This is a genomic window from Metabacillus idriensis (genome assembly GCF_050483325.1).
GTDB lineage: Bacteria > Bacillota > Bacilli > Bacillales > Bacillaceae > Bacillus_P > Bacillus_P idriensis_A.
In genome coordinates this window covers 265,605-292,429 of sequence record NZ_JBCMYF010000008.1, presented here as the reverse complement: position 1 = coordinate 292,429, position 26,825 = coordinate 265,605, and the positions used below count along the sequence as shown (strand labels likewise).

27 protein-coding genes are annotated in these 26,825 nt (G+C 38.7%); 25 read left to right on the top strand and 2 right to left on the bottom strand.

Annotated elements, in window-relative coordinates:
• Positions 1 to 8: 8 nt before the first annotated feature.
• Positions 9 to 293 (bottom strand): phospholipase, encoded by a 285-nt coding sequence (locus ABEQ24_RS06325; protein ID WP_430005970.1) that lies wholly within the window; start codon positions 291 to 293, stop codon positions 9 to 11.
• A 237-nt stretch (positions 294 to 530) separates the two neighbouring features.
• Between ABEQ24_RS06325 and speD the strand changes: the two genes are divergently transcribed.
• From speD to ABEQ24_RS06270, 11 genes are all read left to right on the top strand, one after another.
• Positions 531 to 1,349: an adenosylmethionine decarboxylase gene (speD, locus tag ABEQ24_RS06320; protein WP_430005969.1), complete on the top strand. Its 819-nt coding sequence runs from the start codon at positions 531 to 533 to the stop codon at positions 1,347 to 1,349.
• Positions 1,350 to 1,469: 120 nt separating this feature from the next.
• Positions 1,470 to 2,273, top strand: coding sequence for a formate dehydrogenase accessory sulfurtransferase FdhD (gene fdhD, locus ABEQ24_RS06315; RefSeq protein ID WP_430005968.1), 804 nt, complete (start codon positions 1,470 to 1,472; stop codon positions 2,271 to 2,273).
• 68 nt (positions 2,274 to 2,341) lie between these two features.
• Positions 2,342 to 3,352 (top strand): GTP 3',8-cyclase MoaA, encoded by a 1,011-nt coding sequence (gene moaA / locus ABEQ24_RS06310; RefSeq protein ID WP_430005967.1) that lies wholly within the window; start codon positions 2,342 to 2,344, stop codon positions 3,350 to 3,352.
• A 21-nt stretch (positions 3,353 to 3,373) separates the two neighbouring features.
• Positions 3,374 to 4,663 (top strand): molybdopterin molybdotransferase MoeA, encoded by a 1,290-nt coding sequence (locus ABEQ24_RS06305; RefSeq protein WP_430005966.1) that lies wholly within the window; start codon positions 3,374 to 3,376, stop codon positions 4,661 to 4,663.
• A 32-nt stretch (positions 4,664 to 4,695) separates the two neighbouring features.
• Positions 4,696 to 5,163, top strand: coding sequence for a molybdopterin-guanine dinucleotide biosynthesis protein MobB (locus tag ABEQ24_RS06300; protein ID WP_430005965.1), 468 nt, complete (start codon positions 4,696 to 4,698; stop codon positions 5,161 to 5,163).
• Positions 5,144 to 5,617 (top strand): molybdenum cofactor biosynthesis protein MoaE, encoded by a 474-nt coding sequence (locus ABEQ24_RS06295; protein ID WP_430005964.1) that lies wholly within the window; start codon positions 5,144 to 5,146, stop codon positions 5,615 to 5,617. Before ABEQ24_RS06300 ends, ABEQ24_RS06295 begins: the two co-directional genes overlap by 20 nt.
• On the top strand, positions 5,614 to 5,847 hold the full coding sequence (gene moaD, locus ABEQ24_RS06290) for a molybdopterin converting factor subunit 1 (protein WP_430005963.1): 234 nt from the start codon (positions 5,614 to 5,616) through the stop codon (positions 5,845 to 5,847). Before ABEQ24_RS06295 ends, moaD begins: the two co-directional genes overlap by 4 nt.
• Positions 5,848 to 6,060: 213 nt before the next feature.
• The gene (fdhF, locus tag ABEQ24_RS06285; protein WP_430005962.1) at positions 6,061 to 9,027 is read left to right on the top strand and encodes a formate dehydrogenase subunit alpha; all 2,967 of its coding nucleotides are present in this window, start codon (positions 6,061 to 6,063) and stop codon (positions 9,025 to 9,027) included.
• Positions 9,011 to 9,550, top strand: a complete 540-nt coding sequence (locus tag ABEQ24_RS06280) for a DUF1641 domain-containing protein (protein ID WP_430005961.1) — start codon at positions 9,011 to 9,013, stop codon at positions 9,548 to 9,550. Before fdhF ends, ABEQ24_RS06280 begins: the two co-directional genes overlap by 17 nt.
• A 66-nt stretch (positions 9,551 to 9,616) precedes the next feature.
• A complete protein-coding gene (locus ABEQ24_RS06275; RefSeq protein WP_430005960.1) occupies positions 9,617 to 10,882 on the top strand; it encodes an L-lactate MFS transporter in 1,266 nt (421 codons plus the stop codon).
• A gap of 144 nt (positions 10,883 to 11,026) precedes the next feature.
• Positions 11,027 to 11,170 (top strand): hypothetical protein, encoded by a 144-nt coding sequence (locus ABEQ24_RS06270; protein WP_430005959.1) that lies wholly within the window; start codon positions 11,027 to 11,029, stop codon positions 11,168 to 11,170.
• Positions 11,171 to 11,220: 50 nt separating this feature from the next.
• Here ABEQ24_RS06270 and ABEQ24_RS06265 read toward each other — a convergent pair whose 3' ends face one another.
• Positions 11,221 to 12,003 carry a hypothetical protein gene (locus ABEQ24_RS06265; RefSeq protein WP_430005958.1) on the bottom strand — a complete coding sequence of 261 codons (783 nt, stop codon included), beginning with the start codon at positions 12,001 to 12,003 and terminating at the stop codon, positions 11,221 to 11,223.
• A gap of 316 nt (positions 12,004 to 12,319) precedes the next feature.
• Here ABEQ24_RS06265 and ABEQ24_RS06260 point away from each other — a divergent pair, with 316 nt between their 5' ends.
• From ABEQ24_RS06260 to ABEQ24_RS06195, 14 genes are all read left to right on the top strand, one after another.
• Positions 12,320 to 13,117 (top strand): CsxC family protein, encoded by a 798-nt coding sequence (locus ABEQ24_RS06260; protein WP_430005957.1) that lies wholly within the window; start codon positions 12,320 to 12,322, stop codon positions 13,115 to 13,117.
• A 215-nt stretch (positions 13,118 to 13,332) separates the two neighbouring features.
• Positions 13,333 to 14,307, top strand: coding sequence for a CsxC family protein (locus tag ABEQ24_RS06255; RefSeq protein ID WP_430005956.1), 975 nt, complete (start codon positions 13,333 to 13,335; stop codon positions 14,305 to 14,307).
• A 395-nt stretch (positions 14,308 to 14,702) separates the two neighbouring features.
• Positions 14,703 to 15,176, top strand: coding sequence for a hypothetical protein (locus ABEQ24_RS06250; RefSeq protein ID WP_430005955.1), 474 nt, complete (start codon positions 14,703 to 14,705; stop codon positions 15,174 to 15,176).
• 256 nt (positions 15,177 to 15,432) lie between these two features.
• Complete coding sequence (locus ABEQ24_RS06245; RefSeq protein WP_430005954.1) at positions 15,433 to 17,103, top strand: DUF6044 family protein; 1,671 nt, start codon at positions 15,433 to 15,435, stop codon at positions 17,101 to 17,103.
• A gap of 23 nt (positions 17,104 to 17,126) precedes the next feature.
• Positions 17,127 to 18,134 (top strand): glycosyltransferase family 2 protein, encoded by a 1,008-nt coding sequence (locus ABEQ24_RS06240; RefSeq protein ID WP_430005992.1) that lies wholly within the window; start codon positions 17,127 to 17,129, stop codon positions 18,132 to 18,134.
• Entirely contained in the window at positions 18,118 to 18,540 is a 423-nt protein-coding gene (locus ABEQ24_RS06235) for a GtrA family protein (protein WP_430005953.1), read from the top strand. Before ABEQ24_RS06240 ends, ABEQ24_RS06235 begins: the two co-directional genes overlap by 17 nt.
• Positions 18,541 to 19,002: 462 nt before the next feature.
• Complete coding sequence (locus ABEQ24_RS06230) at positions 19,003 to 20,115, top strand: ABC transporter substrate-binding protein (protein WP_430005952.1); 1,113 nt, start codon at positions 19,003 to 19,005, stop codon at positions 20,113 to 20,115.
• Entirely contained in the window at positions 20,105 to 20,938 is an 834-nt protein-coding gene (locus ABEQ24_RS06225) for an alkaline phosphatase family protein (protein ID WP_430005951.1), read from the top strand. The genes ABEQ24_RS06230 and ABEQ24_RS06225 overlap by 11 nt, the downstream gene beginning before the upstream one ends.
• A gap of 116 nt (positions 20,939 to 21,054) precedes the next feature.
• The gene (locus ABEQ24_RS06220) at positions 21,055 to 21,909 is read left to right on the top strand and encodes an ABC transporter permease (protein ID WP_430005950.1); all 855 of its coding nucleotides are present in this window, start codon (positions 21,055 to 21,057) and stop codon (positions 21,907 to 21,909) included.
• On the top strand, positions 21,906 to 22,778 hold the full coding sequence (locus ABEQ24_RS06215; RefSeq protein WP_430005949.1) for an ABC transporter permease: 873 nt from the start codon (positions 21,906 to 21,908) through the stop codon (positions 22,776 to 22,778). The genes ABEQ24_RS06220 and ABEQ24_RS06215 overlap by 4 nt, the downstream gene beginning before the upstream one ends.
• Entirely contained in the window at positions 22,778 to 23,791 is a 1,014-nt protein-coding gene (locus ABEQ24_RS06210) for an ABC transporter ATP-binding protein (RefSeq protein WP_430005948.1), read from the top strand. Before ABEQ24_RS06215 ends, ABEQ24_RS06210 begins: the two co-directional genes overlap by 1 nt.
• A gap of 27 nt (positions 23,792 to 23,818) precedes the next feature.
• Positions 23,819 to 24,601, top strand: a complete 783-nt coding sequence (locus ABEQ24_RS06205; RefSeq protein WP_430005947.1) for a DeoR/GlpR family DNA-binding transcription regulator — start codon at positions 23,819 to 23,821, stop codon at positions 24,599 to 24,601.
• Positions 24,602 to 24,731: 130 nt separating this feature from the next.
• Positions 24,732 to 25,604 (top strand): HAD family hydrolase, encoded by an 873-nt coding sequence (locus ABEQ24_RS06200; protein WP_430005946.1) that lies wholly within the window; start codon positions 24,732 to 24,734, stop codon positions 25,602 to 25,604.
• A gap of 751 nt (positions 25,605 to 26,355) precedes the next feature.
• Positions 26,356 to 26,724: a helix-turn-helix transcriptional regulator gene (locus tag ABEQ24_RS06195; protein ID WP_070877428.1), complete on the top strand. Its 369-nt coding sequence runs from the start codon at positions 26,356 to 26,358 to the stop codon at positions 26,722 to 26,724.
• Positions 26,725 to 26,825: the final 101 nt, after the last annotated feature.

Genomic DNA, 26,825 nt, shown 5'->3' with positions numbered 1-26,825 from the left:
GAAGGTTTCTAGCGGCCGCATGTAAACAGTGTTTTTATTTTCATTACTTTGTACATAAAGGCTGCATTTCTGCCTTTTTGCGTTTGATTATTGATTTTTGGACGAAGACATTCCATAAACGCATAATCGCACTCACAAGATGAAATCCCGCGGTCTAAACAGACGTCATGCCTTTGACAGCAGGCATCCACATCATTTATGGGGAGGCCAGGACCGCTGCAGCCTGGACCGCACCATCTGTACTCTGGGAAAATACAGCGGGGGTTTCTTTTTCTATTCTTTCTTCCTGACATATGGAGATCTCCTTTTTTATTCATATACTCTATTTATATGAATGTTAAAGGATAAAGGAATTGGCTAAATCCCATGCCTTTATTAAAAATCTGAACAGTCTATTCAGGAAATTGTTTTTCTAAAATCAGCACGTTCTGTTTCTTCCTATCTAAAGTGGGTAATATAGTAACAATATGACATTAAAAATCATAGCACCTTAAGAGAGATTTTTTCTAAATCGAAGGGAGAACAAAACCTTGAAATTTACATCAGAACAAAGGATTCAACTTCATGAATTTAATAATCTTACTAAATCGCTGAGTTTTAATATGTATGATATCTGTTATACGAAAACTAAAGAAGAGCGTGAAGCGTATATACAATATATTGATGAGCAGTACAATGCCGAGCGATTAACGAAGATCTTAAAAAATGTTACGGATATTATCGGTGCACATGTGCTGAATGTCGCTCAGCAAAATTATGTTCCGCAGGGAGCAAGCGTGACCATTCTCGTATCCGAGGGACCGGTTGTTGAAGTACCTAATGAATCATACGAAGAATCGCCTGGTCCGCTTCCTGATTCAGTGGTGATGCAGCTTGATAAAAGTCATATTACCGTCCATACATATCCGGAATACCATCCTAACGAAGGAATCAGCACCTTCAGAGCAGATATTGATGTGTCAACGTGCGGGGAGATCTCACCGCTGAAAGCACTCAATTACTTGATCCATTCTTTTGATACAGATATTATGACGATGGACTACCGGGTAAGAGGGTTTACGAGGGATATAAACGGTGAAAAGCTCTTTATTGACCACGATATAAATTCTATTCAAAATTATATACCGGATAATGTGAAGGACGCATATGACATGATTGATGTGAATGTGTACCCACAGAATATCTTCCATACAAAATGCAAGCTGAAGGAATTTGATTTGAATAATTATTTATTTGGCTATACAAAGGACAAGCTCAGCAAAAATGAGAGAAATGAAATTACGGACAGATTAAAAATTGAAATGGATGAAATTTTTTATGGGAAGAATATGAAACCATTTTCTGGATGAAGCAAAGAGGGCTTTCTCACTTAATGTGGGAAGGCCTTCCGTTTTGATGCTTTCAAAAAAACCGAAGTTGGATTATCATAATGTAAATATGAGTGAAAAACGGGTAAAGGAGCAGCCATTTTGAAACCAGTCGAGATAAAACGGAAGATCCTCCGTATTTCAGACGGGAATACGAGTAAAGAGGAGGATTCAATCGTTACAGAATTTCCGGTAACCATTAAGGTAAATGGTGAAGAATTCGTTACTATGGTCTGTTCACCTGAATTTATTGAAGACATGGTGATCGGGTACCTTGCCTCAGAAGGATTCATTAAAAGCTGCAGTGATATAAAAGAGCTTTGGATGCAGGAAAAAGAAGGATTTGTTCATGTGAAAACAGCGAAAGATAATCCATACTTTCATCATTTTCAAAATAAACGCTATGTCACTTCCTGCTGCGGGATGAGCCGGCAAGGATTTGTTTTTGCCAGTGATGCAAGAACAGCTAAAAAAATGCACGGCATTCATGTGCAAATAACACCTGAAACTTGTTTATTCCTTATGAAAGAGATGCAAAGTCAGGCCGAAATTTTTCATCAAACAGGAGGCGTGCATAATGCGGCTCTATGTGATAAAAATGGCATGATGCTAAGCAGAATGGACATTGGGAGACATAATGCCCTGGATAAGATATATGGATACTGTTTAAAAAACAACATTTCAGTTCAAGATAAAATCCTTGTGTTCAGCGGAAGAATTTCTTCTGAAATTCTAATGAAAACAGCTAAAATCGGATGTGAGATCGTATTATCTAAATCTGCCCCAACGGAATTAGCATTGAACCTGGCTGAAGAACTTGGAATTACGGTCATTGGGTTTATTAGAGAGTTTTCTTTGAATGTCTATACACATCCGCAAAGAATCATTCTCAAACAAGATATCTGATTGTTTCATTAAATTCGCATATTCTGAAGCTTGCATGTAAAATACATAACAAAAGAGAGGCGAGGAGTATGAAAAATTCTGTACTGGATTCATGGAACCGGCCGCTCAGGGATTTAAGAATCTCTGTCACAGACCGTTGTAATTTCCGCTGCCGCTACTGTATGCCGGAAGAAATATTTGGACCGGATTATTCATTCTTGTCATCTGAGAAAATCTTGTCGTTTGAGGAGATTGAGAGATTAGCAGTCATATTTTCATCTTTAGGTGTTAAAAAACTCCGCTTAACAGGGGGTGAACCTCTGCTCAGAAGAGAGCTTCCTGTGTTAATAAGGATGCTTCATACAGTTGATGGAATTGAAGACATCGGCTTAACGACCAATGGATCGCTATTAAAGGCGTTTGCAGCCGATCTGTTCGAGGCAGGTTTAAGACGAGTAACGATAAGTTTGGATTCTTTGAATGAAGAGCGTTTTGCCGAAATGAATGGCCGCCGCAGCAAGGTAAAAACGATTCTTGACGGGATTGAAGCAGCATCTGCAGCGGGCTTACAGGTTAAGATTAATATGGTCGTTCAAAAAGGGATGAACGATGAGGACGTACTTCCAATGGCCGAGTACTTCAAAGCGAAAGGACATACCCTCAGATTCATTGAATATATGGATGTGGGGAACTCAAACGGGTGGAAGCTTGACCATGTTGTTTCAAAAAGGGAGATTTTGAGTTTAATAGAAGAATGTTTTCCTATCATTAAGATAGCTCCAAGCTATCCTGGAGAAGTCGCTGAGAGGTATGAGTATCAAGATCAATCTGCAGAGATCGGAATCATCTCATCTGTGACCGATTCTTTTTGTTCTACTTGTTCACGTGCCCGGGTATCAGCTGAAGGCAAGCTTTATACCTGTCTTTTTGCCTCAAAAGGATCAGATCTCAGAGAACTGATCCGTTCAGGTAAAAGCAATAAGGAGCTGACAGATATCATCCAGGACATATGGTACAAGCGAAGCGACCGTTACTCTGACGAACGGACAAGCGAGACTGGGCGGCAGAATAAAGTGGAAATGTCTCATATCGGCGGATAATTGACTAGAGGAGATGGTAGATTGGCAGAAAAAAGAACACCCATAAGCGTTTCTGAAGCGGTTCAAAAAGTTATGGACTATGCCAGCAGAGGACAAGTGGAGACAGTGCCGCTTGAAAACTCATATGGACGCTTTTTAGCTGAAGATTTAATCGCAGATCATGATGTGCCTTCATTTGACAGGTCTCCTTATGATGGATTTGCCGTTCGTGCTGCAGATACTGCTCAGAATACAAGAACTGATCCGGGAGTTTTTGAAGTGATCGGAGAAATAGGAGCAGGTTCTGTCTTTCAAGGAACAGTCGGCCAAAATCAGGCAGTAAGAATTATGACCGGAGCCAAAATACCAGCAGGATCTGATGCGGTTGTGATGCTGGAATTAACAAAAGATCTTGATGATGCAAGAGGAAAAAAATTCGAATTAAAGCGCTCCTTAAAAAGCGGTGATAACATCTCGTTTCAGGGTGAGGATACAAAAAAAGGCACTATATTGGCTGCTGAAGGAAGCTTTATTACACCAGGCATTGCCGCACTGCTTGCAACGTTCGGATATGATGAAGTTCCGTGTGCGAAAAAGCCGGTTATCGGAGTGCTTGCAACTGGAAGTGAACTGCTTGAAGTAAATGAACCGCTTCAGCCCGGAAAAATCCGCAACAGCAACTCCTATATGATCCTTGCTCAAATCGAACGGGCAGGAGGAGATGCAAAATATTTCGGTAAATTCAGTGATAATCTTGAGCAATGCGTCGTTGCCGTTAAAGAGGCCCTCTGTCAAGTTGATATATTGATTACTACAGGCGGTGTGTCTGTGGGTGATTATGATTATTTGCCGGCCATTTATGAACGGCTTGGAGCAGATGTTCTTTTTAATAAAATTGCGATGAGACCGGGAAGCGTTACAACAGTTGCTGCTTTGGATCAGAAATTGCTTATGGGCCTTTCAGGGAATCCGTCTGCTTGTTTTGTAGGATTTGAATTGTTTGTCAGACCGGTCATCCGGCATCACAATTTTCACCGATCACCTCATATTAGAAAAGAAAAAGCCTATTTGGGCAAGGATTTTCCTAAGGCTAATCCTTTTACAAGGTTTGTCAGGGCTGAGCTTCATTATGAGGATGGCAGGCTGACCGTACTTCCTTCAGGCTTTGATAAATCGAGTGCAGTTTCCTCTTTAGCAGAAGCAAATGCCCTTATTATTCTGCCGGGCGGGACAAGAGGCTATCAAGCAGGCATGATGACGGATGTATTATTATTGGATGATCAAAAAGGAAGTGAATGGCCGTGGGAAAACATTGTGCCATCCTACAAATAACCGGGCATCAAAATTCTGGAAAAACGACTTTGATGGAAAAGCTCATAAATAAAGCTGCAGCAAATGGTCATCATACAGGTACAATTAAACATCACGGCCATGGAGGCATACCAGATCCAAGGCTTCCGGAAAAAGACAGTGATCGCCATTCAAAAGCAGGAGCTGTTTTGGCAGGGGTTGAAGGGGATGGTCTCCTGCAGCTGAATTTAACCAATCAAAAATGGCCGCTTTCAAAGCTCGTGGAAATCTATCAAACTTTGTCGATTGATACAATATTCATAGAAGGCTATAAAAAAGAAACGTTTCCAAAAGTCGTATTAATCAAAAACGAAAAGGATCTTTCTCTCTTAAAATTAAGCAGCATCATCTGCGTTATTACTTGGATTGATATTGAAAACTTAAACATTCAAGTTCCAATCTATCATATTGAAGACGAAGAGAAATACATATTTTACATCATGGGAATTGTGAGGGATCAGCATGAGTCAGGAATTTTTTAAGATAACTAAGAATCCAATTTCGACTGATGAACTAACGAATAAAGTGGCAAGAAGAGAAGCTGGAGCCATTACAGTCTTTATCGGGACAGTAAGGGAATTTACAAAAGGCAAAAGAACGCTTTATTTAGAATATCAGGCGTATGAACCGATGGCTGTTAAAATGCTTGAACAAATTGGCGATGAAATAAAACAGCGATGGCCGGATGCCCTAACAGCCATTACCCACCGCATAGGAAAGCTCGAGATTTCAGATACAGCTGTTGTCATTGCTGTATCTTCCCCGCACAGGAAAACAGCTTATGAAGCAAATGAGTATGCGATTGAACGGATCAAGCAGATTGTTCCCATCTGGAAAAAAGAACATTGGGAGGACGGGACAATGTGGATTGGAGATCAGCTTGAACAAACGTCCTATCCTGATGGGAAACCCAAGAAGGAGGGTGGAACAAAATGATTAAAGTCTTATTTTTTGCCCATTTGCAGGATGAGGCCGGTACCTCTGCAATGGAAATTGACAAAAGCGGACTCACTGTGGGCGAATTAAAACTGTGGGTACAGGAAAACCAAGGTCTCCAAGGATTAACCAGTGTGATGACAGCAGTCAATGAAAGCTTTGCCAATCAAGATGATGTAATTAAAGATGGAGATACGGTGGCCTTTATTCCCCCGGTAAGCGGAGGCTAAGGAGAGTTCCAGGTTAACTGGGACTTTTTTTGTTTAATGAATGACTTTCGGTTTCCTGAGGTATATTGATTGTTGAAAAGACAGAATCTTGCTACAATTTAGGAAGCGCTTACATTTATTCAGTTTGTTTTATTCAAGACTATGCAGGGTAAATACAATGCTGTATTGAAAATTGATTGAACATTATAACTATTCTTGAAAGGGGAGGTCTTTTTGGCAGACAGGTTTAACGTGAAAATTAACGGAGCTGAAGTAATAGCAGAAGAAAATCAGACAGCCCTTCAACTTCTTGCCGCCCAAAACCTTGAAGTGCCAAGCGTTTGCTATCATCCAAGCCTCGGTGCAATTGAAACGTGTGATACTTGCATCATTAAAGTAAACGGTGAATTTGTGAGGGCCTGCAAGGCAGAGGTCAGGAACGGCGATGTCATTGATTCTCATTCAGACGAAGTAAAAGAGGCCCAGCTCATTGGCATGGACCGGATTCTGCACAATCATGAGCTATATTGTACGGTTTGTGATTATAATAATGGCGGCTGCGACATACACAATACAGTGAAAGAAATGAAAATCAATCATCAAAGTATTCCTTTTGCTCCAAAGCCCTATGAAATAGACCAATCTAATCCTTTTTACCGCTATGATCCGGATCAATGCATTCTTTGCGGCAGATGCGTAGAAGCATGCCAGAATGTGCAGGTGACAGAGACTCTATCCATTGATTGGGAACGGGACCGTCCCCGTGTGATCTGGGACAGCGATGTAGCGATTAATGAATCTTCATGCGTTTCCTGCGGACATTGTTCAACAGTTTGCCCATGCAATGCGATGATGGAAAAAGGAATGGAGGGGGAAGCAGGTTATTTAACTGGCATTTCAAAACAAACCCTTCGTCCGATGATTGAGATTACCAAAAATGTGGAGACCGGCTACGGTTCAATCCTTGCTATATCTGACATGGAATCAGCTATGCGGGACGAGAGAATCAAGAAGACAAAAACTGTCTGTACATATTGCGGTGTCGGCTGCAGCTTTGATATATGGACAAAGGGGAGAGAAATCTTAAAAGTTGAACCTCAGGCTGAAGCTCCTGCAAACGGAATTTCAACGTGTGTAAAAGGCAAATTCGGATGGGATTATGTCAATAGTGAAGAACGCCTGACGAAGCCGCTGATCAGGGAAGGCGATGCTTTCCGTGAAGCTGAATGGGATGAGGCGTTATCCCTTATTGAAAGAAAGTTTTCTCAAATTAAAAACGAACATGGTCCTGACGCACTCACTTTTATCAGCTCTTCAAAATGCACAAATGAGGAATCCTATTTAATGCAGAAGCTTGCAAGATCCGTAATCGGAACAAATAACATTGATAATTGTTCAAGATACTGTCAGACACCTGCAACAATGGGATTATTCCGGACAGTCGGCTACGGCGGCGATTCAGGCACAATAAAGGATATTGAACTGTCTGAGCTTGTCTTGATAATCGGTTCAAACACATCAGAATCGCATCCTGTTTTATCTACCAGAGTGAAGCGGGCTCATAAACTTCATGAACAAAAGCTGATTGTCGCCGACCTCAGAAAACACGAAATGGCCGAGCGCTCTGACTTATTTATTCAGCCTGAATCAGGAACAGACATTGTCTGGCTGTCTGCCGTAACCAACTATATCATCAGCCAGGGCTGGGCAGACATGGAATTTATAAAGAACAGAGTAAACGGATTTGAGGAGTATAAGGAGAATTTAGAGAAATTCACGCTGGAATATGCCGAAGAAACGACTGGCATCTCCAAAAACGAGCTGATCAAAATAGCTGATATGATCCATGAAGCGAAAAGCACAGTTGTTCTATGGGCAATGGGCGTCACTCAGCATTCAGGCGGAAGCGACACGAGTACTGCTATTTCAAATCTGCTTTTAATCACAGGAAATTATGGCCGGGAAGGTACAGGCTCCTATCCTTTAAGAGGCCACAACAATGTGCAGGGGGCAAGTGATTTCGGCAGCATGCCTGACAGGCTCCCTTCCTATGAAAAAATCACAGATCCTGCAGTACGCGCTAAATATGAAAAAGGGTGGGGGGTTACACTTCCTGAACACCCGGGATTAAACAACCACGAAATGGTAGCAGGGATTCACGCCGGAAACGTAAAAGCGATGTATTTGAAAGGAGAAGAAATGGGCATCGTTGATTCCAATATCAACTACGTCCATGCAGCTTATGAAAAATTAGACTTTTTCGTCGTTCAGGATCTCTTCTTATCAAAGACCGCAGAATATGCAGATGTTGTGCTTCCTGCAAGTCCAAGTCTAGAAAAAGAGGGCACATTTACGAATACAGAACGCAGAATTCAGCGTTTATATCAGGTCCTTGAACCTTTGGGTGACTCAAAGCCGGACTGGAAAATCATTATGGAGATTGCAAATAAGCTTGGAGCTGGATGGGACTATACTCATCCAAGCGAGATCATGGCAGAAGCAGCAATACTTGCCCCTCTTTTTGCGGGAGTAAACTATGAGCGGCTGGATGGATATAAGAGTCTTTTGTGGCCAGTAGCAGCCGATGGAACAGATACATCCGTTCTTTTCCTGGATGAATTTCCTTTTCCAGACGGCAAGGCGCGCCTATTTCCAGTTGATTGGACAAAACCGCTCCAATTTGATGCGGAATATGATATTCACGTGAATAACGGAAGGCTGCTCGAACATTTTCATGAAGGCAATATGACCTATAAATCAAAGGGCATTACTTCAAAAACACCCAATACATTCCTTGAAGTATCACCTGAGCTTGCCGAAGAACGAGGGATAAAAGACGGCTCTCTTGTCAGGCTGATATCCCCTTATGGAAAAGTTAAAGTGCAATGTCTGATTACAAGCCGCGTCAAAGGAAAAGAAGTGTACCTGCCCATGAATGATTCTGGAGAATCAGCCATCAATCTAATCACAAGCAGTTTCGCTGACAAAGATACAGATACCCCTGCATATAAAGAAGTAAAGGCCAGGCTTGAGGTGCTGGAGGTCGAGGGTGTCAATCCATTGCCAAAAACAAATTTCCGGTATGGAAATCCAAATCCTCAAAGAGGTGTTGAAGTAGAAAGAAAATGGCAGCGCAAAGACTATGTATTCCCGGGCGACCTCGTAAAAAAGGAGGGAAATAAGCGTGGCAAAAGCAACTAAAACGATTAACCGGATAGAAAAAACAGAAGAAGATAAGCGAAAAGAAGATTTAAGAGAAGTGGAAGATGCACTGATCAGCCATAAAGAAGCCATAATTGATACACTTGAGATTTTACAGCACATGCAGGACAGAGGGGTTTTGCCCTTATTAAAGGGATTGTTCGGACAAGGCGACAAAGTGATGGACATTCTTGTGAAAACAGTAGATAAAAAAGAAACGACAAACAGTTTGAAAAATTTGCTGTTGATGACAGGGGTGCTTGGCATGATCAATGTCAAACAGCTGGAACCCTTTTTATTAAAAGTGAATGCAGGAGTTGCCAGAGTGGCTGAAAATAAAGATCCGGCTGAAAAAACGAGCTACTTTGACCTTGCGCGCTCGCTGAAAGATCCTGAAGTAAACCGGGCCGTCACGCTGCTGATCAGTTTCCTGAAAGGTATGGGACAGGAAACGGAACATATTGAAAAAACAGCTCAAAGTAAAGAAAATCAAGTGCGTCATAAAAACGAAACTCTGGAATAAGGCCATGAAGGCAGGCAAAACAGGTTGCCTGCCTTTACCCAAATGCTTAGAAAAGAGGAGAAATAAATGACGAAAACAAAAAATCGCTGGCTGATTGCAACTGCAGCGGTTGGAATCCACATTTCAATCGGCTCGGTTTATTCTTGGAGTGTTTTTACCAATCCCCTTAGAGACGAACACGAGTGGGGTTTAAGCGAAATCTCGCTTACTTTCAGTATTGCGATTCTGTTTTTGGGGTTATCTGCAGCATTTATGGGACACTTTGTGGAAAAGTATGGTCCCAGAGCTTCCGGTCTGCTCTCAACAGTATGTTTTGCAGCAGGGTTAATAGGAGCAGGTTATGCTGAGAGCATCGGATCTTTATTTCTTTTGTATTTTTTTTACGGAGCTCTTGGAGGAATTGGGCTTGGCATTGGATATATTACTCCTGTATCCTCGTTAGTTAAATGGTTTCCTGATAGAAGAGGACTTGCGACCGGACTTGCCATCATGGGCTTTGGGTTCGCATCATTAATTGCAAGCCCTGTAATAGCATCGCTCATAGCAAGTGTTGGAATAGATAAGACTTTTTATATCCTTGGGACCGTCTATTTTTTGATCATGATTTCTTCATCCCTTTATCTTGCCCCACCGCCTGCAGGATGGATGCCTGCAAATATGAAAGAGAATCAGCAGCAGGCTGAAACGATAAAGAGTGATTTATCCCAGCTTACAGCAAACGAAGCCGTCAAAACGCTCCGGTTTTGGGCATTGTGGACCATGCTTTTTATTAATGTTACTTGCGGAATTGCGATTATATCCGTAGCATCCCCGATGGCTCAGGACATTGCCGGATTAAGCGCAGCTGCAGCCGCAGCGATGGTAGGAATCATGGGATTATTTAATGGATTTGGGCGAATCGGCTGGGCATCTGTATCTGATTATATTGGCCGTCCAAATGTTTACACAGCATTCTTTGTCATTCAAACAGCTGCTTTTTTTATGCTTCCAAGTATAACAAACGCCATCCTCTTTCAGGCGCTCATCTTTTTAATTCTAACCTGTTACGGGGGAGGATTCGCTTCCATACCAGCATATATCGGCGATCTCTTCGGCACAAAACAGCTGGGTGCTATTCACGGATACATTTTGACTGCATGGGCAGCTGCCGGGCTTGCAGGACCGCTTCTTGTTTCTTGGATCAGAGAAACGACTGACAGCTACTCCTTGACCCTGTCTATCTTCGGTGGTGCTTTTACAGCAGCAATGGTTATTTCAATTCTGATTAGGATAAATATTAAAAATGTAAGGCAAAGAAGTCAGCAAACGCCATCAAATTCAATGACTCCGTAATAAATGGTTAAAAGGAGGGGCATTCTATTTAGTAATAGAATGTTTTTTTTGAGAAAAAATTGGTAAAAAAGAAATATTTATAAGGAAATATTACCTAAAAATTAGTATAATATACTTAATATGGATTGGGAGGTGAACATATAGATGGAGCAAAAGCCTTTGCACTATGACGGAAGTGTTCAAACAGAGGGTGAGCATCAGCAGACATCATCCGAACCCTTGAAAATCACAGATGAAATTAGAAAAAATTTAGGCGGCAATCCATATTTTATTGAAATCAATGAATAATCAATGTGATGGCCTCTAATTAAAGAGGCTTATTTTAATTGTCATTTAGCTTATCTTCTCCCTTTGGAACGAATAATAATGAAAGTTTCTTCTTCCTCATCATCATCTTCATATTTATACGAATCGTGATAGGTTGGTTCTTCAGGAACTTTTCCCTTTATTCTCTCTGCAGGGAGTTCTTTTTCCTTTTCCTGCATCACGGTTTTTTCCTGTTTTTCTTTTTTCTTTTCCTTTTTTTCTGCTTCTTGATTTTCTTTTTTATCTTCATCTACTGCTTTAGCAGTTTTTTTTATGTCCACTTTCAGTTCTTTAGGTGAATCTTGTTTTTTTACTTCCTTTTCTTTTTTTTCTTTCTTGTTTTCCTTAAGAGGTTCTTCCACACTCTTAACCACTTCATCCTTTTCTTCTTTTAAGACTTCATGTTCCATTTTTTCACACTCATCATGTCTAGCCGGTTCTTCATATGAATAAAGACATTTCTCATCTTCATGTAAATCTGTACAGCAATCGATTTGCTCCTCTGTGCAAGTGCATTCAGGGTCAAAAAAAAGGATGTCACAATGATCTTTCACTTCTTCAAGCAGCATTTGTACAAGGACCTCTTTGTTCATAGCCAGTTTTAATGTATTGTTCAAATCCTTTTTTAAGGTAATCAGAAATTCAGACGAAACGGCATTTTTCATTTCTTTAATTGCGATAAGCTCTTCATAGATTGCTTCAGATAAAGCATGATTTAAAGTTAACACAGATTCAAGGAACCTATTAATGTCCCGGCATTTACAGTTGACACAGGCTCCGGTGCAGCATTCTTTTCCAGTGTTATAAGAAGACACAATAATCCCCCTTCGTTTAAGTTTCTCTGAAAATAGATTATGCAGTGAAAATCAGAATGGATTGGAAAATTGAAATTTAAAGAAGAAATTAGGTACATTGCCCACGGTGTGAAATGTGCATGCAGGGGAATGAAAAAAGGGCTGCGATTTTCTAAAAATTCCTGAAAACAGGCGAATGATCTGAATAAAATGCCGTCTCAATAACATCACTTTTGACATTATCTATACAAGGACGAAGATAGAGCGAACAAACATTGACTACAACTATGCTTAACGCTTTATCTTTGTCCAAAACAATATTAGGAGGAATAAATAGATGTCTGTAAATCCGTTCAGAAGAACAACATCTGCAAATCATTGTGACGCCACAAACGTCAGACCAAATCCAATTCCAGCATCGCCGGATCCAATTATTAAAGTTCCAGTATTGCTACAGGAAGTTTCTGTGCAAATCCCAATGCATGCGGAAATTACATTTCCTGCAGGCCAACGCGTGCTGGAAATTAAAACAATCAAAAAGCGCACTTTCGTCACTCAGTGCCGTCTTGTTAACCGCCCGCCTGCTCCTGGCACAAATCCAGCAACCTTCGTAGCAAAACTCTTTATCAGTGGGTTCGTCCGCAAAAACATTCAATATGCTGCAAATCCAACAGTAGATGCAGCCGGTGAAATTTTAGCACCAATTCAATCATTAACGGTAGAAGTGCCTTTTGATTGTGTAGCTGAGATTAATGGTTTTAGAAATTTACCTGTGGGGCCATTCACAGATATGCGTGATGAGTTTGGCTTTTTAATCTCTCAGGAGCTTCCAAATGGCAGAACTTTTGCTGAAAAAGACCGCTTAGACGGCACGGATCTTTCTCAATTCCACCAAATCAGCACAGAGTTTTTCAACGAACTTCCATTCTGCGAGCTTATCAGAGCAGATATCATTGAATTTGATGAGTCATTAAACCGTATGCCTTTCGCTGCAGACAATCCAAACGTAGTCGGAGAAGGCACTTTCACAAGACTTTCTGAAAAAATGGTTTTAGATCTCACTGTAAAATTATTGCAAAAACAACAAGTCAGAGTTGATTCTTTAGGGCCAGCACCTGGTGAACTCGAAGGCTAATTAGCAAACATCAGTAAATAGTGGATTTTGGCTGTCGGGTATTTCCCGGCAGTCTTTTTTACATGGTACATAAATAATTACACGACATATTGTATGGTGTTGAAATCAAAAAGTGTGCACCCAAAAATAGACTTGTACCTAATTTTTGAGTCCAAACAGGCGAATGCCTTTTGCATATGATAAATTGCACTAAAAACTTAAGGAGGAATCACTAAATGTCTGTTGAGCCATTTCCGAGAACCACATCCATGCAGCACTGTAAAGCAACAATCGTAGATCCGTCTGCAGCTCCATCAACTGGTATCATTATTAAAGTTCCAGTCTTGCTGCAGGAAGTCCAAATACAAATTCCAGTCCATGCTAAAATTACTTTTCCTAAAGGAGAAAAAGTTCTTGAAATTAAAGAAATTAAAAAAAGAGTTTTCTTAACCCAGTGCCGCCTTATTAACCGCGAGGGTGCAGCCTCAGGCCAGCTGTTTTTGAGCGGGTTCGTTCGCAAGAATATTCAATATGCCTCAAATCCCAAAGAGGAATGCAAAGGATCTGTTTTATCTTCTATAAAATCACTGACTGTTGAGGTGCCGTTTGATTGTGTTGCTGAAATTGAACGTTTTCTTACTCCTCCTGTAGGACCTGTCAGTGATTCGAAAGAAGAGTTCGGTTTTTTTATTGCACAGCCGCTTGGAATCGGTTTTCCAGAAAAAGACCAATTATTGTCCACTGACATTTCTCAATTCCATCAAATCAGTACGGAACATTTTAATGAACTGCCTTTTTGTGAGCTTGTAAAGGCCGATATTATTGAATTTGACGAAGCACTGAACCGCAGCATGAAAAAAGAAGAGTGCAAGTGTGATGAGCACTGCGAAGAAAGAGAAATCATTTTAGAAATCCCGCTTGAAGAGTACATGGAATTGTGCAGCGATGAAGATGGATGCGAATGTGAAGAATGTAAAAATAAGAATGAATTAAAGCATTCAAGCTCTTCTAAAAGAAATACATTTAAAGAACTTTCTGACAAACTCAGCATGGAAATCATGGCATATGAAGATGATTTTGAAAAGAAGCACATTAAAAAAGATCACCGTAAAAAAGACGCAAAAATTGAAACTTTTACAGAATTATCAGAGAAAATGATCCTGGATATTACACTTAAATTACTCCAAAGACAGCAAATTCGCCTGGGATAAATATCACACTAAAAAGCACCTCTAACAGGGTGCTTTCATTTTTCGCGCGGAAAATAAGCTAATTACATAGGATACTCTGAAAATTGGATGAATGAATCACTTCATCTAACCATACGAAAATGGAATTCCTTAATAAGATAGTATAAGGGATCAGTCACAGATTACATTCTTCATTCTTTGCAAGATTTGAATGAGATATCGGGAAGCTATGGACAGCGCTAGTCATACGTTTGTCTGATAGATCAAGACGTCTTCTTGCAATGATGGATTTATTACCTAGTGATGACTGTACCTCTAGTTTGGATAAATGAAAGAGGTGAAAAATATGTGCCAGAAGCATGTTGAAATACGTTTAATCTGCAAGCGTGTAAAACATTCGGGCGAACATTGTCCATGTGATCATTGCAAAAAACACGATGATAAATGGGTCTGTAAATGCGTTAAAGTTTGTGATGAGTGGAAGAAAGAAGAGAAGCACCATTGCGAGTGTGACCACTGGAAGAAAGAAGAGAAGCATCATTGCGAGTGTGATCACTGGAAAAAAGAAGAGAAGCACCATTGCAAGTGTGATCACTGGAAAAAAGAAGAGAAGCACCATTGCAGGTGTGAATACTGGAAAAAAGAAGAGAAGCACCACTGCGAGTGTGATCACTGGAAGAAAGAAGAAAAGCACCATTGCATGTGTGACGATTGGAAAAAAGAAGAGAAGCACCATTGTAAGTGTGATAAGTGCAAGAAAAAAGAGAAGCACCACTGTAAGTGTGATAAATGCAAGAAAAAAGAGAAACATCACTGCAAATGTGAAAAATGCAAAAAGAAGCATCACTAAAACTAATGGCAAGCTAATTGTTAAGCTGCTTATAACGTAATAAGAAGTGCAGCTTGTTTTGGCCTATTACTGCCATATGTTTTAAGACTTGTGTAAAAGCAAGTCTTTTTGTTTTGTTCTCTCCGCAAATATCGTTGCTTTTAGACTATTTTCTTAAAACCATAAGTGCATCGGAACGGAGCGGACAACAGTCTAGGGGAACTGCCTTATATTAGGTTACAAAACCAAATGGAATATTTAATAGGAAATAGTAAAAATTAAAGGAAACACACCTGCTTTAGTCCCGAGGTGAATATATGGAACAAAAAAGACAATTTGATCACATTTTAATCTGTTTATGTATATTGGCCATCGCTCTATATGTAGCACCGCTTTTTATCCTAAATGAAAATGCGCACATCCGCGTTCATGACAATCTTGATTCTAATCTTGCCTGGTATAAAGTGCTGACGGAAAATGGTTACCTCTTAAGCGGGCTGAATGAAACGTTGCCGCAAATAATAAACGGACTGCCCAGAAATGCTCTTGGTTCTGAATGGAATCTTCAAATCTGGCTGTACAATTGGTTCCCGACTATGACTGCTTATGCATTTTCTCAATCAATCACAAGAATTTTTGCCTTTTTGGGCATGTATCTTCTCTTGAAGGACCATTTCCTTAAAGAAAGGCAATATCAGTTTATTCATGCAGGAACAGCCTTAACTTTTGCCCTGACTCCTTTCTGGCCCCAGGGAATGCTCAGCACTCTGGGTATGCCGCTTGCTTTATGGGCTTTTTTAAATATCAGAAATGGAAATCGGTATTGGCTCAGCGTGGCAGTCTTAACTTTTCTCCCTTTTTACTCAAGTTTTGTTTTAGGTTTTTTCTTTTTTTTAACGGCTGCAGGCATTTTATGGATCATTGATTTGATGAAAAAAAAGAAGTGGAATCTGCCGTTTTTGATCTCCATAGGATACATGAGCTTTGTCTACTGTATAGTTGAATACCGGTTAATTTATTCCTTTTTATTTTCATCTGAATCAAATAGCCGTGATGAGTACTTTCATGCAAGGCTGCCATTATGGAGGGTCATTAGGCTGACATTTAAGAACTTTGTATTAGGCCATACACATGTTATGACCGTTCACGGCTTGGTTATTCTGCCTGTCACTCTGATTGCTTTATACATAATTTTCCGAAAAAGAATTTGGAGAACAGAAAAACCTTTTGTTCTTTTATTCATTTTAAATTTCTGTTTATCAGCTTGGTATGCATTTTGGTTTTATAAAGGCTGGCTACCCTTAACGGAACGTTTTCATTTCATGGATACCTTTAACTTTGCAAGATTCCACTTCTTGCGGCCTATCATAATTTATCTAGGGTTCGCTCTGGGATTAAAAATTTTATTTAATGAATTCCCCAAAAAGGGTGTAATCGGGGCGTTACTCTTAGCTCAAGTAATTGTGCTTGGCCTCTTTAATGATGAAATTATCTATCATAAGAAACCATCAGTAAAAGAGTTTTATGCAGAGGAACAGTTTGCTGAAATTAAAGAACATATCGGCATGCCTGTTGAGGAATATAGAGTTGCAAGCCTCGGACTTCATCCTGCCATCGCTCAATACAATGGATTTTATACTCTCGATACGTATAACAACTTTTACCCGCTCTCGTATAAATACCAATTTCGGAAAATCATCGAAAAAGAGCTCAGTAAAAATAAAAGACTGCGGATTTATTTTGATGAGTGGGGAGGAAGATGTTATCTTTTCACGAGCGAGCATGAGAAAAAATATATGTTTACTAAAGATTCAGCAAAAGTTTTTGAACATCTGGATTTAAATACAAAACCATTTAAAAAAATGGGGGGTGAGTATATTTTTTCAAGCTTGCCGATTGAGCAGCCGGAAAAGAATCATTTAGTTTTAGATAAAGTATTTCATTCTCCTGAATCAGCGTGGAGAATTTATCTTTATAAGGTCAAATAAACTAGCACGGGAGACTCTACATGATGAATGCACCTACTTTAACTATTGTAGTTCCATGTTATAACGAAGAAGAAATTCTTCCTCATACGATATACAATCTCTGTCAGGTTCTTGAAAATTTGATAACAGAAAAGAAAATATCATTTAAAAGCAGGGTCCTGTTCATTGATGACGGCAGCAAAGACGCTACCTGGTCAATTATCAATAAAGCAAGCCTGAATATGGAAAGAGTGGCAGGATTAAAACTATCTAGAAATGCAGGGCATCAAAATGCATTGCTTGCCGGAATGTTCACTGCCCAGGAAGGATCTGACTGTATTATCACTATTGATGCGGATCTGCAGGATGACATCACAGTTATTCATGAATTTATAGACACCTATCAAAAAGGCTTTGAAATCGTGTATGGAGTCAGATTGAAAAGGGGAACGGATACTCTTTTTAAACGCAAATCGGCGGAATGGTTTTATAAAATCATGAAAAAGCTGGGTGTCGAGCTTATTTACAATCATGCGGATTATCGGCTGATGAGTAAACGCGCCGTACAAGAATTGAAAGGATTTGATGAGGCTAATTTGTTCTTGAGGGGCATTGTTCCTCTTATAGGGTTTAAATCAGCCAAGGTCTATTATGACCGGAAAGAAAGGCTCGCAGGGAATACGAAGTATCCTTTAAGCAAAATGCTGTCATTTGCCTTTGATGGCATTACATCTTTTTCAGTAACACCGATTCGCTTCGTCTTATCAATGGGTTTGATTACTTTCCTTGTCAGTCTTCTGTTCGGAATTTATTGTCTGATGATGAAATATCTGGGCCGGACACAAACAGGATGGACATCATTAATAGCCTCTATATGGGTAATAGGAGGACTGCAGATGATTGCTACAGGATTAGTAGGCGAATATATAGGAAAAATATACAAAGAAACAAAAAGACGTCCTAAATATATTATAGATATTGATTTATTCAATCTTCCAATACAAAAAAACAATAGTCAGAATGATGATTTTCGCTATGAGATCAGAAAGTAATTTCATTCGATTTGATCCGCTGTTTCTTAAATTCATTCTTGTTGGAATAATCAATACTGCTGCAGGCTTATCAGCAATTTTCCTTTTACTGAATCTATTACATGTGAATTACTGGCTTTCTACATTTATGGGTAATATCATCGGTGCAGCAGTCAGCTATTCCTTAAATCGTTCCTTCACCTTTTCAAGTCAGGCCAGCATCAAAAAAAGTCTGCCCCGTTTTATATTAGTTATTGTTGTTTGTTATTTTGTATCATTTTCCTTCAGCAAAGCAGCAGCTGACTTCATTTATCAAGTATTTCCACAAATTTTCATGACGGAAGATTTGTTTCCTGTACTGCTGGGGACTGGTATTTATACATTATTAAATTTTTCGGGACAGAAATATGTTGTTTTCAGGCAATAATTATTACTAATAGATAGCCAATAATTTTTCTACTTAAATGATGTTCTATCTAAACATATATATAAATTAAAAAGTGGCCAAAACTCATGGTCACTTTTTTTCCATTTTAATGTGTATAAATTTTTGCGATGAATTTTATATTCCTTTTAGCAGGTGGTACAGCTTCGCTGGAATTTCACCATATGTAGGAGTCTTTTACTTCTCTTATAATCCAACACTTGTGAAGTCATTTACATTCATTTGTTGTTTTTGATAAACCTAGAGTAACCTTCTATTTATTTCCGCGATTTTCTACCCTGGACCTCATTAAGAAAATAAAAACTGATGAATTGGATAATGAAAGAAGGAATTTACGAAATCTTTACATTGGATTAATGCGGGATTTATATTGACTTATTATGATCAAACCGTAATAAACAGTAATAAACATTAAAAATACCACACTAAATGGAGGCACTATTTATGAAATACACATTCAAGAAGAATTGTTACAAGTCTATTCAAGCTGTGATGTTAGGAGTGAGTGTACTAGGATTAGCTGCTTGTGGAGCTGCTAAAGAAGAGGCTGCTTCAGTTGTTAAGGATCCAAGTTCATTAACCCTGAAAGAAATTGAAACAAAGGCAAAAGAAGAGGGAACCATTAGTAGTGTCGGTATGCCTGATTCATGGGCTAACTGGGGAGAAACGTGGAATGAAGTGATAAAAAAATATACATTGGAACACAATGATACAGATTTATCCAGTGCAGAAGAGATTGCCAAAATGGAATCTGAAGGAGAGAATGCAACAGCTGATATCGGCGATGTAGGGATTTCCTTTGGACCAATCGCGGAACAAAAAGAAATAACGATGCCATATAAAACTTCCTATTGGGACGAGGTACCTGACTGGGCAAAAGATGACAATGGAGATTGGGTTGTTGGCTACCAAGGAACGATTGCATTCTTTACTAATAAAGAATTAGTAGATAACCCGCCAAAATCTTGGGATGACATATTAAACGGAGATTACAAGGTAACAGTTGGAGATGTTCAGCGTGGTACACAGAACCAAATGGCCGTTCTTGCTGCCGCTATCGCTTACGGTGGTGATGAAACAAATCTCCAACCGGGAATTGACTATTTTGCTAAGCTTGCCAAGCAAGGCCGCCTTAGCTTAACTGATGCGAAGCCTGCTAACATTGAAAAAGGGGAAGTGGAAGTTGCCCTTGTTTGGGATTTCAATGCCCTTGGTTACGCTGACCAAATCAACAGCGATCAATTTGAAGTCACTATTCCAAGTGAAGGTTCAGTCGTAAGCGGCTACGCAACTATTATTAACAAATATGCAAAGCATCCGCATGCCGCGATGGCAACTAGAGAATATATCTTAAGCGATGAAGGACAAATTAACTTAGCTAAAGGGTTTGCGCGTCCAATTCGCGATGTAGAACTTCCGAAAGAAGTAGCTGAAAAAATGGTTCCAGAAGAACAGTACAAAAAAGCAAAACCAATTGAAGATTACAAAGCCTGGGAAGAAACGGCTAAAAATTTACCGCAGACTTGGCAAGAAGAGGTGTTAGTCCATGTTAAATAAAGTAATAGCAATTGTTGTTGATGGTATGAGATATGACAAAGCATGTGAGGCTCTTGGATTTATTCAACATCTAGTTGAAACAAATCAGGCAGCACTTTACAAAGTAAAGTCGGAACTCCCAAGTCTTTCCCGTCCATTATATGAAGTGTTACTAACGGGTACACCGGCATCTGTGAACGGAATTACGTCCAATCAAGCAGTTCGCTTATCTACTGAGAAAAGTCTCTTCCATCTTACGAAAGAAAACGGCTTAAGAAACGGAACGGTATCGTATTACTGGGTAAGCGAACTTTATAATCGCGCGCCATTCCATTTTATTGAAGATCGCGAGCAAGAGGATGAATCTAAGCCGATTCAATATGGAAAATTTTATTGGGATGATGACTATCCAGACAGTCATGTGTTAATGGATGCAGAAGCCTTGCGCAGAAAGTATGACCCGCACTTTTTATATATCCATCCGCTCGGCGTAGATGTAAAAGGAGAAATTTTCGGTTCAGAATCGAAAGAATATCGTGAACAAATCTTAAAAATGGGAAGCTTGTTGGCACAGCTTTTGCCAATTTGGATCAAAGAAGGTTACCACATTTTAATTACGTCTGATCATGGCATGAGTGAATATGGCAACCATGGCGGCATAACTGATGGTGAGCGTGATGTACCGCTCTTTATCATCAGTCCAAAAGTTGAGCCTGGCGTTTACAGTGAAGTGATTCCGCAATTAGCTTTTGCACCGCTCGTTTGTGAACTTTTAAATATTAAGCCGTCCAATAAAATGATTTCCTATCAATTTCCTGGTCTGAGAGGAAAAATAACTCTTTAAAAAAGATACACTATTCAACTTTAAAATGAAGAATGAAGGTTAACTGGGATTGGTTTAATGAACGTACTGTTAAACCAATTCCCAAATTGTTAGAGAACAAAAGGGAGCGAGAAGTCTTGCCAAAAATAAAAAAACAAAAAATTTACTTATTAGCTCTTTTACTGCCATTTATTTTGTTTGTGATTGGATTTGAAATAGGACCATTAGTGGCAATGATTAAAAATAGTTTTTATGCAGACGATGGAATTCAAGTTACGATTAATCAATACATTACCATATTTAAAAGTAAATTTTACTTACAAGCCATTCAAAATAGCCTTGTCATTTCCTTAGTTTCTGCTGTGACTTCTGTGATTATAGCAGTCGTTGCTGCCTATTCGTTTACGAAGTTCTCACAAAAAACACAAAATCGCCTGCTGATGATTGCCAACATGACTTCGAACTTTGAGGGGATTCCCCTTTCATTTTCATATATTATTTTACTTGGAAACAATGGATTGTTTACGCTGCTTTTTTCTATGATTGGCTGGGATGTGTTTGCAGATTTTAATTTATATTCATGGACGGGCCTCATTCTTGTTTATATTTATTTTCAAATTCCGCTTGCTGTTATGCTCATTTACCCGTCTTATCAAGGAATTAAGAAACAATGGAAAGAAGCCTCATCATTATTAGGAGGGTCAACATTTTCATTTTGGCTTCACATTGGGATTCCAGTTCTTTTGCCTAGTATTGTAGGTACATTCAGTATTTTGTTTGCTAATGCGATGGGAGCATACGCTACAGCCTATGCATTAGTCGGCAGCAACTATAACTTATTGTCATTGCAAATTGCCTCTCTAGTTGCTAGTGATGTTGCATTAAAGCCTCAGCTAGGCAGTGCATTGGGAGTTCTTCTGGCAGCGACCATGATAGTAGCGATGTGGTTCAATGAACGAATGATGCGTCGCATTAGGAGGGATCTACGATGAAATCTTCATTGACTTTTCATAAAGTGATGGTTGGATTACTAGTTATGTATTTATTAATTCCGCTAGTAGGAACATTTTTATTCTCGATTGCCGGTAAGTGGGATCATACCATTTTGCCTGAGAGTTATACAATGAAATGGTATATTGAATTATTTCAAGATGAACGGTTTTATGATGCTTTTCGACGAACGCTGTTTTTAATTTTCATGTCTGTCGGTCTTAGTGTTGTAATTATGATTCCGACTATTTTTATCATCACCGTATATTTCAGTAAATGGGAAGGATTGCTGCAGGCAGCAGCTATGCTTCCATATGGAATTCCTCCCATTGTTGGAGCTGTTGGATTAATCAAGGTATATTCAGATGGACCAATTCAAATTGCCGGAACACCTTGGATTTTAATTGGTGCTTATTTCATAACCATTCTGCCATTTATGTATCAAGGTATTCGGAACAGTCTTCGTACGGTTAATGCTGTGCAGCTTGTTGATGCAGCTGAATTACTGGGTGCTACAAAATTTCAGGCGTTTCGCACAGTGGTGTTTCCCAATATTATATCTGGGATTTTAGTGTCTACCTTATTATCAGTCGCTCTTTTATTTAGTGAGTTTGCTTTTGCCAATTTGCTTGTCGGGGGCCGATTTGAAACCATTCAAATTTATCTTGCTGACAAACTAAACAGCAGCGGTCACTTAACAAGTGCAATTGTTATTACTTATTATACAGTGATTTTACTTTTAACGGGGACTGTATTAAAACTTACATTTAGAAACGAAAAAAATCCTGTCGTGACAAATAAGAAGCGTATCCTTTCATTTTTAAAAAAACAACAGCGTCATAAAAATACTGCTTTAGAAGGTGAAAAATAATGAGCTACGTAACCATCGATCAAGTGACTAAGGGGTATGAAAATCAAGTCGTTTTAAATGACATTTCTATAACATTAAAAAAAGGAGAATTTGCTACACTTCTTGGGCAAAGCGGATGCGGAAAAAGTACATTATTACGGTCCATTGCGGGGCTTGAAGGCGTTGATGCAGGAAGAATCTTTATTGATGGAAAAGATATTACTAATCTATCACCGCGCCAGCGTGAAGTCGGTATGGTGTTTCAGTCTTATGCACTTTTTCCAAATATGAGCGTTTTTGATAATATTGCTTACGGCCTTAAAATGAAGAAGGTAAAAGATATTAAATCAAGAGTAAAAAAGATGATAGAGATGGTTGATTTAATAGGAAAAGAAGAGTCTTATCCTCATCAATTATCTGGCGGGCAACAGCAGAGGGTTGCTCTTGCCCGTGCGCTTGTCATGGAGCCGAAAGTACTGCTTTTGGATGAACCGTTAAGCGCATTGGATGCTAAAATCAGAAAAAATTTACAAAAAGAATTAAAGAGAATACAGAAAGAATTAGATATTACAACGATCTTTGTTACTCATGATCAGGAAGAAGCCATGACGATGTCTGATCGAATTTTTGTCATGAATAAAGGACATGTTGTACAATCCGGTTCTCCATCAGAAATTTATACTTCTCCAGTCAATCCATTTGTTGCAAAATTTATCGGAAATTATAATGTTTTTAATATGGAAGTTTTCCGTAAACTTGTTCGCAGCACAGAATTAAATGGGAATGAAGTCGCCATTCGTCCTGAAGTTTTACAATTAGTTTCTGCTGATGAGGATAGTTTGGATTTACAAGAGAACTGGGGAATTAAAGGGTTCATTAAAGATCTTTCCATGACAGGGAATGTTATAAGATATGAAGTAGAAACAGAGGCGTCCGCATTCCATGTAGACTATCTTCACCACAAGGGGAAAATGTTTGAGCAAGGAGCACGCGTTCATATTCTTGTACCAAAGAAAGAATGCGTAATTTTATAAATTATTAATAATCGTGGAGGATGAAATATGTCTGTTTTGCCAGAAGAAAGAAAGAATGAAATTTTAAAAGAACTGAACAAAATTGGAAAAGTAAAGGTGATGGAATTAGTTGATCAATTTAATGTTTCAGAGGAAACAATTCGACGCGATTTAATGATATTAGAGGAAAAAGGACTTTTAAAAAGGGTTTACGGTGGAGCTATCAAAACGGTCTTTCAATTCGAGGAACCTCCATTCATACAGCGGTCAACCGTGAATCAAGAAGCGAAAGTCAAGGTTGGTAAAAAAGCAGCAGAACTCGTTTCTAACGGAGATGTAATTGTCATTGATGTAGGGACAACCATGCTTGAATTTGCGCAATGTATTGAAAATAAAAAAGACATTACGATATTAACCAATTCTCTTCCTGTGTCATCTATGTTGACTGATTTGCTCAATCAAAAAAAATTTTCAGGTCAAGTTATTTTACTTGGCGGACAAATTGATCCCAGGCACCAATCTATTAGCGGCGGTCTCACCGAACAAATGCTAAATCAATTTAATATTGATAAAGCGTTCATTTCAGCTGGCGGTGTTTCGGTGCAAAGCGGAGTTAGTAATTATCATTTACATGAAACATTGGTTTCACGCAAGATGATTGATGTATCCAAGCAAATAATATTGCTAACGGATTACTCGAAAATTGGTGTCGACACATTTTGTAAAGTTTGTCCTCTAGAAAAAGTCGATGTGATTGTCTGCGAGCAGCCATTTCCTGAGGAATGGAGAAATCATTCAAAATTAGAGGAAATCAATTGGATTCAAGCATAGTCAATTCATAAAATAACAAATCGAGATGGAAGAGGGAGTTCTCTCTCTTTTTTGATAGATTTTTATTGATAGCACGTAAAAAGCTAGAAAGAAAATTTAATAGATTGAATGAGAAAAGGAGCTATATAGCATGAGTTTCATTGCGATAGATTTAGACGGAACATTATTAAACGACCAGAATGAAATTAGTGAAGAAAATATAAAGGCGATTCAATATGCCCAGGATAGAGGCTTTGAAGTAGTTATTTCAACAGGACGGGCTTATTTTGATGTTCAAACAATTTGTGAAAAAGCCGGGATTTCCCCATTTGTAATCGGGACAAATGGCGCGACCATTCATTCAAAAAGCGGAAAGTGCATTTCTTCTATTACAATAACTAAAGATCGTGTCGAATCTATTCTCCAATGGTTAGATGAACGAAATTATTATTACGAAGTGTTTACTGATAAAGCCATTTATACTCTTAAAAAAGGAAGAGAACATTTCCATAATGAGATTAAAAGTTTGAAAAGTGCAGATTTGAGTCCAGATATGAAAGAATTAGTTGAAGTAGCCGAAAGGCAATTTGACCAATTTGGATATGTAATAGTTGAAAACTATCATGAAATCTTAAAACAGGAGGAAGAATTTTATAATATTTTAGCATGTTCTTTTGATAAAACGAAACTAGAGGAAGCATGGAACCAATTCAAAAAAATTGATGAGTTGATGGTTGTTTCATCTGCTGATCATAACATTGAAATGACTAGTAAAAGTGCTTCAAAAGGAACGGCCCTTGAAAAATTGGCTTTCTCGATGAACGGCACCTTAGAGCAGGCTATGGCAATTGGGGACAGCAACAATGATTTATCCATGTTCCAGAAAGTTGGATACAGCGTAGCAATGGGAAATGCGAAAGATGTTATAAAAACTGTTTGTACAACGACAACCCTTAAAAATGATGAGAATGGGGTAGCTTATGCGATTTATCGATATATGGAGAACTTCGTGGTTCAAAAATAAGTGTCATTACTGATGGAGTGAGCGATAAATCATTTTTTTTGTGAGAGGCAGTGGTAGAGCCTGTTACATTCAGACGGGTTCAAATAAATTACGTAGAAAAGAAGAGAGATGAAAACGATTCAAGATTGGATAAAAGAATATCTTTTCCGGAGATACATCAACAGTTAACACACATGTATGAGCATCTATTAGAAGGGACATGTGACTAAAGATATAGAGCAGATAAAAGATAACAACTATGGAAAACATATTTAGTTAAACTATGATCTAAATAAACATAATTAAAAAGTCCTTCTCAGACAAAATAAGAAAGGAACATTCAATTTTTCACCTCTCTAAAATAATAAAATGTCTAAAGAAAAATAAGAACCCCATTTAATTCAATGCTGAGAAAAGCAGTTTTAACTACTGCTTTTCTCATTTTATTTGGAGTAACTAATCCTTTTTTCTCCAGATATTTTAACTCTCAAAATAATTATGATAGACATAGGCATTTTTAAATTCTATCGGACCTGCATCCATTCTAAAGCTGCCATTTAAATCACCTATTCAAATTAAACTATGTTCTAAATAATCAATATATTAATAAAACTCAGACAATATTTTTGTCATTCCCATATTTCACTTTCTACTAAAAAGTAATTAAAGGGGCAAAAGACTCATTTTTTCCCAAAAGCAGGTATTTACTTAAAAACATTGAATTATTAGAACATAATGATATCAAAATATCTTCACGAGGGAGATGTTTCGAATGGGTGAGAAAAGAAGTGCGAGCGGATTTTTATTAAAACAGAGGGCGTTTCTTAAGCTCTATATGATCCGAATGACGGAACAGGATAAACTGTATGGACTAAAGCTGCTTGATGTGCTCCGTGATGAATTCAGAAGATATGGATACAGACCAAATCATTCAGAAGTCTATAAATCGCTGCATGAATTGATAGAAGACGGAGTATTGAAACAGGTTAAACGAAAGAAAGAGGGCATGAAACTTCAGGAGGTCGTTTATTACAAGTTCGAGGATTATGAGAAAGCAAAGTTATATAAAAAACAGCTGAAGGCAGAGCTTGACAGGTGTCAAAAGCTGCTGGATAAAGCTCTGCAGGATAATTATTCATAAAAGGACTATACGAATCGAATCAGAATACCAAGTTCGATTTTTTTATATGTTTGTTTGCAGCAGTTTCATGTTGGGTTATGATAGGAATAGATTTCCGCAAA